General features: G+C 69.1%; 13 protein-coding genes and 1 riboswitch. Of the genes, 10 read left to right on the top strand and 3 right to left on the bottom strand.

Going from position 1 to position 12,276, the window contains the following annotated elements:
- Positions 1–8 precede the first annotated feature (8 nt).
- The 3 genes from WS61_RS06455 to WS61_RS06445 form a co-directional block, all read right to left on the bottom strand.
- Positions 9–1,271 (bottom strand): MFS transporter, encoded by a 1,263-nt coding sequence (locus tag WS61_RS06455; protein WP_059499748.1) that lies wholly within the window; start codon positions 1,269–1,271, stop codon positions 9–11.
- 215 nt (positions 1,272–1,486) lie between these two features.
- Positions 1,487–2,263, bottom strand: coding sequence for an SDR family oxidoreductase (locus WS61_RS06450; RefSeq protein ID WP_059499747.1), 777 nt, complete (start codon positions 2,261–2,263; stop codon positions 1,487–1,489).
- Complete coding sequence (locus tag WS61_RS06445) at positions 2,260–4,029, bottom strand: ABC transporter ATP-binding protein/permease (protein WP_059499746.1); 1,770 nt, start codon at positions 4,027–4,029, stop codon at positions 2,260–2,262. Before WS61_RS06445 ends, WS61_RS06450 begins: the two co-directional genes overlap by 4 nt.
- Before the next feature lie 270 nt (positions 4,030–4,299).
- Positions 4,300–4,423, top strand: a riboswitch (TPP riboswitch).
- 225 nt (positions 4,424–4,648) lie between these two features.
- Here WS61_RS06445 and WS61_RS06440 point away from each other — a divergent pair.
- From WS61_RS06440 to WS61_RS06395, 10 genes are all read left to right on the top strand, one after another.
- Positions 4,649–5,785 (top strand): FAD-dependent oxidoreductase, encoded by a 1,137-nt coding sequence (locus WS61_RS06440; RefSeq protein WP_059499782.1) that lies wholly within the window; start codon positions 4,649–4,651, stop codon positions 5,783–5,785.
- Positions 5,786–5,817: 32 nt separating this feature from the next.
- A complete protein-coding gene (gene thiS, locus WS61_RS06435) occupies positions 5,818–6,015 on the top strand; it encodes a sulfur carrier protein ThiS (RefSeq protein ID WP_006488534.1) in 198 nt (65 codons plus the stop codon).
- Between the two features lie 36 nt (positions 6,016–6,051).
- On the top strand, positions 6,052–6,867 hold the full coding sequence (locus WS61_RS06430) for a thiazole synthase (protein WP_059499745.1): 816 nt from the start codon (positions 6,052–6,054) through the stop codon (positions 6,865–6,867).
- The gene (gene thiE / locus WS61_RS32755) at positions 6,864–7,997 is read left to right on the top strand and encodes a thiamine phosphate synthase (protein ID WP_095211621.1); all 1,134 of its coding nucleotides are present in this window, start codon (positions 6,864–6,866) and stop codon (positions 7,995–7,997) included. Before WS61_RS06430 ends, thiE begins: the two co-directional genes overlap by 4 nt.
- An 84-nt stretch (positions 7,998–8,081) precedes the next feature.
- On the top strand, positions 8,082–8,903 hold the full coding sequence (locus WS61_RS06420; protein WP_006477138.1) for an ABC transporter ATP-binding protein: 822 nt from the start codon (positions 8,082–8,084) through the stop codon (positions 8,901–8,903).
- Positions 8,900–9,667 carry a lipid asymmetry maintenance ABC transporter permease subunit MlaE gene (gene mlaE / locus WS61_RS06415; RefSeq protein WP_034209767.1) on the top strand — a complete coding sequence of 256 codons (768 nt, stop codon included), beginning with the start codon at positions 8,900–8,902 and terminating at the stop codon, positions 9,665–9,667. The genes WS61_RS06420 and mlaE overlap by 4 nt, the downstream gene beginning before the upstream one ends.
- A gap of 24 nt (positions 9,668–9,691) precedes the next feature.
- Positions 9,692–10,252 carry an outer membrane lipid asymmetry maintenance protein MlaD gene (gene mlaD / locus WS61_RS06410; protein WP_059499744.1) on the top strand — a complete coding sequence of 187 codons (561 nt, stop codon included), beginning with the start codon at positions 9,692–9,694 and terminating at the stop codon, positions 10,250–10,252.
- A gap of 30 nt (positions 10,253–10,282) precedes the next feature.
- The gene (locus tag WS61_RS06405) at positions 10,283–11,245 is read left to right on the top strand and encodes a VacJ family lipoprotein (protein ID WP_059499743.1); all 963 of its coding nucleotides are present in this window, start codon (positions 10,283–10,285) and stop codon (positions 11,243–11,245) included.
- Positions 11,246–11,356: 111 nt separating this feature from the next.
- Positions 11,357–11,986 (top strand): phospholipid-binding protein MlaC, encoded by a 630-nt coding sequence (locus WS61_RS06400; RefSeq protein ID WP_059499780.1) that lies wholly within the window; start codon positions 11,357–11,359, stop codon positions 11,984–11,986.
- Positions 11,983–12,258, top strand: coding sequence for a lipid asymmetry maintenance protein MlaB (locus WS61_RS06395; protein ID WP_059499742.1), 276 nt, complete (start codon positions 11,983–11,985; stop codon positions 12,256–12,258). The genes WS61_RS06400 and WS61_RS06395 overlap by 4 nt, the downstream gene beginning before the upstream one ends.
- Positions 12,259–12,276 lie beyond the last annotated feature (18 nt).

Genomic DNA, 12,276 nt, shown 5'->3' with positions numbered 1-12,276 from the left:
CAAGGTGCTTACGATGCGACGGCCGGATCGTCGGCGAGCGACTTGCCGCGCGTTTCCGGCAGCACGAGCGCCGCGACGATCACGAGCAGGTAGCCGCCGCCCGCGACGAGCCCGATCGCCTTCACGAGCGACATCGACTGCGACAGCGATCCGACCAGGATCGGGAAGAACGAGCCGAGCCCGCGGCCGAGGTTGTAGCAGAAGCCCTGGCCCGAGCCGCGGATCGCGCCCGGATACAGCTCCGACAGATACGCGCCGACGCCCGCGAAGATGCCCTGCACGACGATGCCGAGCGGGAAGCCGAGCAGCAGCATCGCGGTATCGGTGATCGGCAGCATCGTGTAGGCCATGCCGAGCGAGAACGAGCCGACCGCGAACAGGATGAACGACGCGCGTCGGCCGAGCCGGTCGGACAGGATCGCGCCGACCACGTAGCCGACGAACGAGCCGACGATCAGCACGACGAGATAGCCGCTCGTGTTGAACACCGACAGGTGGCGCACGGTTTTCAGGTAGGTGGGCAGCCACGTCGTGATCGCGTAGTAGCCGCCGAGCATGCCGGTGCACAGCGCGCTGCCGAACAGCGTTGCGCGCAGGTGCGGCGGCGAGAAGATCTCGAGGAAGTGGCCCGACACGCGGCCTTCGTCGCGGGCGCGGCGCGTGGCCGTGTAGATGTCGGGATCGCTGACGTTGCGGCGGATGTACAGGATCCACAGCGCGGGCGCGAGACCGATCCAGAAGCACGCGCGCCACGCGAGCTGCTCGGGCAGCAGCGCGAAGAACGCCCAGTACAGGATCGCGGCCGCGCCCCAGCCGAACGACCAGCTGCTCTGCACGGTGCCGACTGCCTTCGCGCGATGCTCGGGCGAGCGGATCGTCTCGGCCATCATGATCGTCACGACCGACCATTCGCCGCCGAAGCCGAAGCCCTGCAGCGTGCGCGTCGCAAGGAGCTGCCAGAACGAATGCGTGAAACCGGACAGGCACGTGAACAGCGCGAACGTCGCGATCGTCCACTGCAGCACGCGCACGCGGCCGAAGCGGTCTGCGAGGATGCCGGCGACCCAGCCGCCGATCGCCGACGAGATCAGCGAACTCGTCGCGATCATCCCGGCCTCGCTCTTCGTCATGCCCCAGGTGGCGATCAGCGTCGGAATGAGGAACGAATAGATCATGAAGTCGAACGCATCGACCGCATAGCCGCCGAATCCGGCGTACAGCGTTCGTCGCTCGCGCGTCGACAATTCGTTGAACCACTGGAATGCCTGCATGCCTGCCGCCCCCTCTTGTGTCGTCTCTCGTATCGCGCTGCCGTACGGCGGCTATTTTACGGGCGGGATGAAGGGCGCCAAAAAGGTGCGTGCGGGGGCAGGCGCGGCAGCGCGGCGGGTGGACGGTCGGGCCAGGAGCGACGCTCGATCGTGCGTGAGCGCCATGTGGACGCCGGCGGCGACCTGCGCGCCGGCACGGCTGGCACGCGCTCGCGTCAGAGCGTCAGGCCGCCGTCCACGTGGATGACCTGGCCGGTGATCTGCCGTGCCGCGTCCGACAGCAGGAACGCAATCAGCGCGGCGACGTCGTCGGGTTCGGCGATCCGGCCGAGCGGCGTCGCCTGTTCGGCACGGACCCAAGCGGCCGCATTGTCCGCGCTCGGGCCGTGGTCCTTGCGCGTGAAGCCGGGCGCGACCGCATTGACGGTGATGCCGCACGCGGCGAACTCGGCTGCCGCCGAGCGCACCAGCGATTCGAGCGCGGCTTTCGCGGCGGCGGTCGCCGCGAACGGGGCGTCCGCCCGATAGCGGTGCGCGACGAACGAGCTGACCGCGACGATGCGCGGCGCCGTCGACGCTTCGAGCAGCGGCCGTGCGCGGGCCGCGAGCGCGGAGAACGCGCCGGGCATCGCGGCGAAGGCGGATGCGAGCGCGTCCGCGCAGAGGTCGGAAAAGGATTGCCGCGCGGCGAAGCCGGCGTTCGCGACGAGCTGGTCGAGCCCGCCGAAGCGGGCAGCGGTGGCGTCGACGAGCGCGGCGGCGACGCCCGCTTCGGCGAGATCGCCGGTGAGCGTCACGCATTGCGCGCCCGCTGCCGTACATCGGTCGGCGACGTCGGCGACGCGTGCGCGGGCTGCCGGGTCCGCGCCGCGCGCATGCAGCGCCAGCGCGACGCCGGGCGCCGCGAGTCGCCGCGCGAGCGCCGCGCCGATCCCCGAACCTGCGCCGGTGATCAGCGCGATCCGCGCGATGTGCGCGGCGCGTGCGTTCACGCGGCGACCTTGTCGTCGCTGTTCACGCGCTCGACGTTGATCGTGCCGCCGTGGAACGCGGCCAGCGATTCGCGGTGCGCGATGCTGACGATCGCCGCCTTCGGCAGCCGTTCGGCGAACAGGTGATAGAGGCGGGCTTCGTTGTCGGCGTCGAGCGCGCTGGTCGCTTCGTCGAGGAACAGGAAGTCGGGCTTGTGCAGCAGCACGCGGGCGCCGGCCAGGCGCTGTTGCTCGCCGGGCGACAGCACGCGGGTCCAGTGCGCGGTTTCGTCGAGGCGCTCGACGTAATCCTCGAGGCGGCATGCGCGCAGCGCGTCGCGGCACGCTTCGTCGCTGAACGTGTCGGGCGTCGCCGGATAGGTGAGCGCGGCCTTCAGCGTGCCGATCGGCAAATAGCTCGTCTGCGGCACGAACATCATCCGCGCGCCGACTGGCGCATCGATCGCGCCGTCGCCGAACGGCCACAGGCCCGCGAGCGCACGCATGAACGTGCTCTTGCCGGATCCCGACTTGCCGACCACGAGCCAGCGCGAGCCGGGCTCGATCGTGACGTCGCCGATGTTCGCGAGCGCGTTGCCGTTCGGCAGCGCGAGCTTGAGCGACGACGTGGACAGCTTCGCAGCGTCGATGTAGTGCAGGTTGATGCCGCCGTGCTCGGTCGCGGGCGACAGGCTTTCCTTCAGATGCGACGTGCCCATCACGCGCTTGAATTCGCGCAGACGGTTGACGGTGGCGCGCCATTCGACGAGGGTCGAGTAGCTGTTGACGAACCACGAGAACGAATCGCTGACGGTGCCGAACGCGGACGAGATCTGCATCAGCACGCCGAACGAGAACGCGCCTGCGAAGTAGCGCGGTGCGGCGACGACGAGCGGGAAGATGATCGCGATCTGCCCATAGAAGCTCAGCACGAACGTGAGCCGCTTCGTGTACTTCATCACGCGCCACCAGTTGTCGCGGATGCGCATGAAGAGGGTCTGCGCGTTGCCGGTCTCGGTCTTTTCGCCGTCGTAGAACGCGATCTGCTCGGCGTTCTCGCGCACGCGGATCAGCCCGAAGCGGAAATCGGCCTCGACGCGCTGCTGCTGGTAGTTGATCGACACGAGCGGATGGCCGACCTTCTGGATGATCAGCGAGCCGACCACCGCGTACAGCGCGGCCGCCCACACCATGTAGCCGGGAATCGCGATCGGCGTCGCGCCGAGCGTAAACGTCAGCGCGCCGGCGAGCGACCACAGGATCGTGATGAACGACACGAGCGTGACGACCGTCGACAGCAGGTCGAGCGACAGCGCGAGCGTCGTGGTCGCGAACGACTGGAGGTCGTCGGTGATCCGCTGATCGGGGTTGTCCGCGAGGCGGTCGCGCTCGATCCGGTAGAACGCGCGATCGCCGAGCCACTGGCCGAGAAAGCGCTCGGTGAGCCACTGGCGCCAGCGGAAGCCGAGCATCTGCCGCAGGTAGCGGCCGTACACGGCGAGGATGATGAACGCGAAGGCGAGCGCGGAGAACTGCATCAGCAGGTTCGGGAAGTCGTGGACGTCCTTCGACTGCAGCGCGTTGTAGAACTGCGCGTTCCACTTGTTCAGCCGGACGTTGATCCAGACCACGCAGAGGTTGATCGCGATGATCGTGACCAGCAACCCCCACGCGATTTTCCATTCGGACGATACCCAGTAGGGCTTGATGAGGCTCCATGCGGATACCGGGCGCTCGTCCTGCGGCGCGTCGGAGACGGAGCGGACGGGGTCGATCGATTGGGTCATGTGCTTCCTGATGATGAGCCGGCGCGCGGGCCGGGCGAAACCGGGCGCGCGCCGCGATACGGCATGCCGGGGCGCGGCGCCGACTGACGGCGGGCGTCCGGATGGTCGCCCGTGCGTCTTAAACGGCACTTAAAAACCGGCGGTGACGCGGCAACCGGCCGCTCGCGCGGCCGGCCTGCGGGCATTGTGCCAGAGCGGCGCGGCGCGCCGGCGAATTTGCCGCAAGGGGGACAGTTTGCGGCGCTTTCCGCTTTTATGGTCTAATGGCCGACGACGAAACAGGGGTGCTTCGTGGCGTGGCCGGCAGATGTTCCGGGCAGCGCGGCGAGGCTGAGAAAGACCCTTCGCACCCGATCCGGGTAATACCGGCGAGGGAAGTTTCTGATCCCGCCGGGCCGCGCTGGCCGCCATCCCACATGGTCAGCGCCCGAGTCCCGCCCGGCCGGCCTTTGCTGCCGGTTTCGTCCTTTTGGGTACGCGCATTGCGCGTTACGGAAGGAATGATGACCGCACAATCCTCAGTCTTTTGCATGATTCCCGGCCCGGTGTCGCGTGCGTTCGCATGCGGCGGCGCGTGCGCGTCGACGTCCGTCGCGCGTGGCCGCGCGGAGGGTGCGCGATGAACGTCCGCGATACACGGCCCGATTTCGCGGTGCTCGGCGGCGGGCTCGTCGGCCGCCTGATCGCGTGGCGGCTCGCGGGCGACGGGCATCGCGTCGCACTCTACGAGCGCGGCGGCCCGGACGGCGAGCAGTCGGCCGCGTGGGTCGCGGCCGCGATGCTCGCGCCGCTCGCGGAAGCGGCGAGCGCGGAACGGCTGATCACCGAGCTCGGCGCCGCATCGCTCGCGCGCTGGCCGCAGTGGCTCGCCGAACTGCCCGAACCCGTCTTTTTCCAGCATCGCGGCACGCTCGTCGTCTGGCATCACGCGGACCGCGCGGAGGCGCCGCTGTTCGAGCGGCGCCTGCGCGCGAACGCGCCGGCGGAGCTGTTCGACGGCGGCTTCGTGACGCTCGCCGGCGCGCAGGTCGACGCGGCCGAACCCGCGCTCGCGGGCCGCTTCGCGCGCGGGCTGATGCTGCCGCGCGAAGGGCAGCTCGACAACCGCCAGGCGCTGCGCGCGCTTGCAGCGGGCCTCGCCGAACGCGGCGTCGCGCTGCACTGGCACGCGTCGGTCGACGACGCGAACCGGCCTGCCGCCCATTTCACGATCGATTGCCGCGGGCTCGGCGCGAAATCCGCGCTGCCCGCGCTGCGCGGCATCCGCGGCGAAGTCGCGCGCGTGCATGCGCCGGGCATCGGGCTCACCCGGCCCGTGCGGTTGCTGCATCCGCGTTACCCGCTGTACATCGCGCCGAAGCAGGACGATCTCTATGTGATCGGCGCGACCGAGGTGGAGGGCGAGGACATGTCGCCCGTCAGCGTGCGCTCCGCGCTCGAACTGCTGAGCGCGGCGTTTTCCGTGCATCCGGCGTTCGGCGAGGCGCGCATTCTCGAACTCAACGCGCAGTGCCGGCCGACGCTGCCCGATCATCGCCCGGCGGTGATCTGGGACGGCGCATCGACGCTCGCCGTCAACGGCCTGTACCGGCACGGCTTCATGATCGCGCCGGAAGTCGCGCAGGCGGCCGTCGCGTTCGCGCAGGCCGCGCTCGGCGGCTCGCTCGGCGATGCCGACGCGTTCGCCGCATGGCGCGACGCCGCACGCTGGCCGACGCTGCTTCATCACCGCAACGACGCGCGCCAGCCGGCCTGACGTGCGCCGCCGACCGAATCCGACCCAGCCTCATGGATATCCAGATCAATCAACAGACCCTGACGTTGCCCGACGGCGCGACGGTGGCCGACGCGCTTGCCGCGTACGGCGCGCGTCCGCCGTACGCGGTGGCGCTGAACGGCAACTTCGTCGCGCGCACGCAGCATGCGGCGCGTGCGCTCGCGGCGGGCGACAGGCTCGACGTCGTGCACCCCGTCGCAGGCGGCTGAGCGCCGCCGTTCGCCCCGCTCTTCCAGGAAAACGACATGACGTCCCACACCTCCGCCGACGCGCTCACGCTATACGGCGCCACTTTCGCAAGCCGCGTGCTGCTCGGCACGTCGCGCTATCCGTCGCTGCAGTCGTTGTCCGATTCGATCGCCGCGTCGCGCCCCGGGATGGTGACGGTCGCGCTGCGCCGCCAGATGACGGGCGGCACGGCCGAAGCCGGCTTCTTCGATCTGCTCAAGCGCCACGCGGTGCCGCTGCTGCCGAACACGGCCGGCTGCCAGACCGTCGCCGAAGCCGTGACGACCGCGCACATGGCGCGCGAGGTATTCGACACCGACTGGATCAAGCTCGAACTGATCGGCGACGACTACACGCTGCAACCCGACCCGGTCGGGCTGATCGAAGCCGCCGCGCAACTGATCAAGGACGGCTTCAAGGTGCTGCCGTACTGCACCGAGGATCTCGTGATCGGCCGGCGCCTGCTCGACGTCGGCTGCGAGGCGCTGATGCCGTGGGGCGCGCCGATCGGCACCGGCAAGGGCGTCGTGAATCCGTACGGCCTGCGCGTGCTGCGCGAGCGGCTGCCGGACGTGCCGCTGATCGTCGACGCGGGGCTCGGCGTGCCGTCGCACGCGTGCCAGGTGATGGAGTGGGGCTTCGACGGCGTGCTGCTGAATACGGCCGTCTCGCAGGCCACGCACCCGGAGATCATGGCGCGCGCGTTTGCGCAGGGCGTCGAGGCCGGCCGCGCCGCGTATCTCGCCGGCCCGATGGACGCGCGCGAAACCGCGCACGCGAGTACGCCGGTCGTCGGGATGCCGTTCTGGCACCAGGACGGGGGCGGCGCATGAGCGCGCGCTTCGCCGATGCGTTCTGGCCGCCGGCCGACGAACTGGCCGAAGCGGCCGAGCGGATTCGCGCGCGGCTCGGCGACTGGCCGGACGGCGCGGCGCCGTGGCGGCTCTGCGTGGCGGCGCCCGACGTGCCGGCCGACGGCGACGTGCTGATCGTGTCGGCCGGCGATCGTGCCGCGCAGGCGCGTGCGTCGGCCGTGTCGCGGCCGGCGTCGCCGGCGGCGGTGGCGGCGGTGGCGATCGAATTCGACGAGCAGGGCGCCGTGCTGCATGCGGCCGGCGTGCGCTACGCGCTCGACGCCGCGCATCCGCTCGCGGACGACTGGATCGCGGCGCTCGCTGCGTTCCTCGATTGCGGCTTCGCGCCGGTCGACGCGCTGGTGCTCGCGCTGGCGTGGCGCGACGGCGACGAGACGCGCGCCGCCGACGCGTGGCCGGTCGATGCCGCGCAATTCCCGCGCGTCGCCGGGCTGCCGCCCGCGCCGGAGCCCGCGTTCGCCCCGTGTCCCGCGCAGCTCGGCCTCTATCCGGTCGTGCCGAGCGCCGAATGGGTCGAGCGCGTGCTCGACGGCGGCGCGCGAACCGTGCAATTGCGCGTGAAAGACGCGACGCCGGACGCGCTGCGCCGCGAAATCGCGCGCGCGGTCGCGGCAGGGCGCCGTTATCCCGATGCGCGCGTGTTCATCAACGATCACTGGCAGATCGCCGTGGAAGAGGGGGCGTACGGCGTACATCTCGGCCAGGAGGACCTCGAAACGGCCGATCTGGCGGCGATCGCGCGCGCGGGCCTGCGGCTCGGACTTTCGAGCCACGGCTATTACGAGATATTGCGGGCACTGCACGAGCGGCCGAGCTACCTCGCGCTCGGCCCCGTGTACGCGACCGCCACCAAGGCGGTCGCCGCGCCGCCGCAGGGCCTCGCGCGGATCGCCCGCTATGCGCGCCTGGCCGGCGCGCGGGCGCCGCTCGTCGCGATCGGCGGGGTGGGGATCGACGCGCTGCCGGCCGTGCTGGCGACGGGCGTCGGCAGCGTCGCGGTGGTCAGCGCGATCACGGGCGCGGCCGACTATCGGACGGCGCTTATTGCACTGCAGCAGTGCTTTGCCGGACAATTTGACAATCATTGACCGCGGGGTCCGGAACGGCGTCACGACATCATTCCAATGCAGGCCCTATAATTCGGCGTTCTGCGTAAAAGGACTGTCAGCTCCGTGAGCCCCACTCCTACCGAGACCCTGCTGGAACTTCGCGACGTCGACTTCGGCTACGGCGATCGCCTCGTCCTGTCCAACCTGAACCTGCGCTTCGGGCGTGGGCAGGTCGTCGCGGTCATGGGCGGCTCGGGTTGCGGCAAGACCACCGTGCTGCGCCTGATCGGCGGCCTCGTGCGCGCGCGCCGTGGCCAGGTGCTGTTCGACGGCGCCGACGTCGGCGCGCAAACGCGCGACGGCCTGTATGCGCTGCGCCGCAAGATGGGCATGCTGTTCCAGTTCGGCGCGCTGTTCACCGACATGTCGGTGTTCGAGAACGTCGCGTTCGCGCTGCGCGAGCATACCGACCTGCCCGAAGACCTGATCCGCGACCTGGTGCTGATGAAGCTGAACGCGGTCGGGCTGCGCGGCGCGCGCGACCTGATGCCGTCCGAGGTGTCGGGCGGGATGGCGCGCCGCATCGCGCTGGCTCGCGCGATCGCGCTCGATCCGCAGCTCATCATGTACGACGAGCCGTTCGCGGGCCTGGATCCGATCTCGCTCGGCATCACCGCCAACCTGATCCGCACGCTGAACCAGGCGCTCGGCGCGACGTCGATCCTCGTCACGCACGACGTGCCGGAATCGTTCGCGATCGCCGACTACGTGTATTTTCTGGCTAACGGCGGCGTGCTCGCGCAGGGCACGCCCGACGAGCTGCGCGCGTCGACCGATCCGAGCGTGCGGCAATTCATCGACGGCGCGCCGGACGGCCCGTTCAAATTTCACTACACGAGCCCGCCGCTGGCGGCGGATTTCGGGCTCGGCGGAGGGCGCGCATGATCAGCGCGATCGGACGTTACGTCATCGGCGGCCTCGAGCGGGCGGGCTACGGCACGCGCTTGTTCGTGCGCCTCGTGCTGGAATTCTTCCCGCTGCTGCGTCGGCCGCGGCTGGTCACGAAGCAGATCCACTTCCTCGGCAACTATTCGTTCGTGATCATCGCCGTGTCGGGGCTGTTCGTCGGCTTCGTGCTCGGCCTGCAGGGGTATTACACGCTGAACCGCTATGGTTCCGAGCAGGCGCTCGGCCTGCTGGTCGCGCTGTCGCTCGTGCGCGAGCTCGGGCCCGTCGTCACCGCGCTGCTGTTCGCGGGCCGCGCGGGCACGTCGCTCACGGCCGAGATCGGCCTGATGAAGGCCGGCGAGCAGCTCACCGCGCTCGAGATGATGGCCGTCGACCCGATCAAGAACGTGATCGCGCCGCGCATGTGGGCGGGCATCATCGCGATGCCGCTGCTGGCCGCGATCTTCAACGCGGTCGGCGTGCTCGGCGGGTACTTCGTCGGCGTCGTGCTGATCGGCGTCGATCCGGGCGCGTTCTGGTCGCAGATGCAGGGCGGCGTCCAGGTCTGGGCCGACGTCGGCAACGGCGTGCTGAAGAGCATCGTGTTCGGCTTCGCCGTGACCTTCATTGCACTGTTTCAGGGGTATGAAGCGAAGCCCACGCCCGAAGGCGTGTCGCGCGCGACCACCAAGACGGTCGTGTTCGCGTCGCTCGCCGTACTCGGCCTCGATTTCCTGCTGACCGCGCTGATGTTCAGCTAAGCCTCAGCCAAGCCAAATTTTGGGATGACGATGAAAAAGACTGCTCTCGACTTCTGGGTCGGCCTGTTCGTGGTGGTGGGCTTCCTTGCGGTGCTGTTCCTGGCGCTGAAGGTCGGCAACATGAGCTCGCTGTCGTTTCAGCCGACCTACTCGGTGAGGATGAAATTCGACAATATCGGCGGGCTGAAGCCGCGCGCGGCCGTGAAGAGCGCCGGCGTCGTGGTCGGCCGCGTGAAGTCGATCGGCTTCGACACGAACACCTACCAGGCGCTCGTCACGATCGACATCGACGGCCAATACCCGTTCCCGAAGGATTCGTCGGCGAAGATCCTGACGTCGGGCCTGCTCGGCGAGCAATATATCGGCCTCGATCCGGGCGGCGACACCGAAATGCTGAAATCGGGCGATACGATCGCGATGACGCAGTCGGCGATCGTGCTCGAGAACCTGATCGGCCAGTTCCTGTACAGCAAGGCCGCCGATGCGGGCGGTGCGAAGCCGGCAACCGGCGCATCGGCTGCTCCCGCCGCTCCGGCGCCGGTGGCGATACCGGCGTCGGCGGTGTCCGGTTCGGCCGGCCAATAACCACACGAGAGAAAACAAGAGGGTAATGACATGCACACGATCCGCATCAGGCACGCCGCGCTGGCGGTAGCGGCAGTCGCCGCGTTGAGCGGCTGCGCGACCGTGCAGACGCCGACCAAGGGCGATCCGCTCGAAGGCTTCAACCGGACGATGTACAAGTTCAACGACACGGTCGATACGTACGCGCTGAAGCCGGTCGCGAAGGGCTACCAGTACGTGGTGCCGCAGCCGGTGCGCGACAGCGTGACGAACTTCTTCTCGAACATCGGCGACGTCTACATCGCGGCGAACAACATCGTGCAGCTGCGGATCGCGGACGGCGTCGGCGACATCATGCGCGTCGTGATCAACACGGTGTTCGGCGTCGGCGGCCTGTTCGACGTCGCGACGATCGCGAAGCTGCCGAAGCACACGGCCGACTTCGGGATCACGATGGGCCGCTACGGCATGCCGTCGGGTCCGTACCTCGTGCTGCCGCTGCTCGGCCCGAGCACACTGCGCGACACGGCCGGCCTGGGCGTCGACTACGTCGGCAACCCGCTCACCTACGTGAAGCCGGACGGCCTGAGCTGGGGCTTGTTCGGCGTGAACCTGGTCAACACGCGTGCGAACCTGCTGGGCGCGGGCGACGTGCTCGATGCCGCGGCGCTCGACAAGTATTCGTTCGTACGCAATGCGTACCTGCAGCGTCGCCAGATGCTGATCAACAACGCGCGCGGCGAGGCCGCCACGACGTCGAGCAACGACGCGCTGCCGAAGTACGACCTGCCGGAAGACGGGGCGGCACCGGCGGCAGCCGGCGCGGCCGGTACGGCGGGCGCGGCCGCGGTGGGCGGCGCCGCGCCGGCGGGCGCATCGGGCGCGGCGGTTGCTGCGCCTGCGTCGGGCGCGGCCGAAGCGCCCAACCCGGCGAGCGAAACGAACGTGCCGGCCATGCAGGTGGCGCCGCCGTCGCCGGGCGGGTTCCGGTTCCCGAGCATCCGGCTGCACTGACGGATTTACATTCGTTACAGCCGGAAACGATTCAGTCGGTAGCGTATGCGAACTTGCGCGTAAGCTACCTGCTCCAACCTTCGCATCGACTCATTCATGCAGGCCACTATGATGAAAAAACTGTTCCTGATCCCCGTTTTCGCGGCGCTGTTCTCGTTCGGCAGCGCAGCTCACGCGCAAGTCGACCAGTCGAACCCGCAGGCGCTGATCAAGACGGCGACGCAGCAGGTGCTCGACGAAGTCAAGCAGCAGACGATCAAGCAGGGCGACACCAACCGCATCATCACGATCGTCAACAAGGACATCCTGCCGTACACCGATTTCCGCCGCACCACGCAGCTGGCCATGGGCCGCAACTGGCGCACGGCGACGGTCGAGCAGCAGCAGCAGGTTCAGGAGCAGTTCAAGCTGCTGCTGATCCGCACGTATTCGGGCGCGCTCGCCCAACTGAAGCCGGACCAGCAGATCCAGTACCCGCCGTTCCGCGCCGATCCGGCCGATACCGACGTCGTGGTCAAGACGATCGCGATGAACAACGGCCAGCCGGTCCAGATCGACTACCGCCTGTACAAGACGGCGAACGGCTGGAAGGTGTATGACCTGAACGTGCTCGGCGCGTGGCTGATCCAGACGTACCAGCAACAGTTCAACGAGAAGATCCAGCAAAGCGGCGTGGACGGCCTGATCAAGTTCCTGTCGCAGCGCAACCAGGAACTTGCCGCGGGCAAGCAAGCGTCGTGAGCGGCTTCGCAGCCGCTTCCTCGCTGACCGTCGCGAGCGCGAAGTCCGCGCTCGCGGACGGTCTTGCGCGCATCGGCGCCGGCGCGACCGCCGTCGATTGCGCGGCGCTGACGCAGTTCGACTCGTCGGCGCTCGCCGTGCTGCTCGCATGGCAACGTGCCGCCAAAGCGCGCGGCGCGACCCTCGACATCCTCAATCTCCCTCCGAAGCTCGCCAGCCTCGCGCGCGCCTACGGCGTCGACACGCTCATCGACGGCACCGGGCGACATTGACCCTGTCCGACCGAAGCC

Source organism: Burkholderia sp. ABCPW 11, from assembly GCF_001523445.1.
GTDB lineage: Bacteria > Pseudomonadota > Gammaproteobacteria > Burkholderiales > Burkholderiaceae > Burkholderia.
The sequence above is the reverse complement of the archived record's forward strand: the minus strand, read 5'-3'. Positions and strand labels throughout refer to the sequence as shown.

Coding starts and splice junctions, on each gene's coding strand:
- WS61_RS06455 (WP_059499748.1), bottom strand. CDS start 1,271: ATGCAGGCATTCCAGTGGTTCAACGAATTGTCGACGCGCGAGCGACGA.
- WS61_RS06445 (WP_059499746.1), bottom strand. CDS start 4,029: ATGACCCAATCGATCGACCCCGTCCGCTCCGTCTCCGACGCGCCGCAG.
- WS61_RS06440 (WP_059499782.1), top strand. CDS start 4,649: ATGAACGTCCGCGATACACGGCCCGATTTCGCGGTGCTCGGCGGCGGG.
- thiS (WP_006488534.1), top strand. CDS start 5,818: ATGGATATCCAGATCAATCAACAGACCCTGACGTTGCCCGACGGCGCG.
- WS61_RS06430 (WP_059499745.1), top strand. CDS start 6,052: ATGACGTCCCACACCTCCGCCGACGCGCTCACGCTATACGGCGCCACT.
- thiE (WP_095211621.1), top strand. CDS start 6,864: ATGAGCGCGCGCTTCGCCGATGCGTTCTGGCCGCCGGCCGACGAACTG.
- mlaE (WP_034209767.1), top strand. CDS start 8,900: ATGATCAGCGCGATCGGACGTTACGTCATCGGCGGCCTCGAGCGGGCG.
- mlaD (WP_059499744.1), top strand. CDS start 9,692: ATGACGATGAAAAAGACTGCTCTCGACTTCTGGGTCGGCCTGTTCGTG.
- WS61_RS06405 (WP_059499743.1), top strand. CDS start 10,283: ATGCACACGATCCGCATCAGGCACGCCGCGCTGGCGGTAGCGGCAGTC.
- WS61_RS06400 (WP_059499780.1), top strand. CDS start 11,357: ATGAAAAAACTGTTCCTGATCCCCGTTTTCGCGGCGCTGTTCTCGTTC.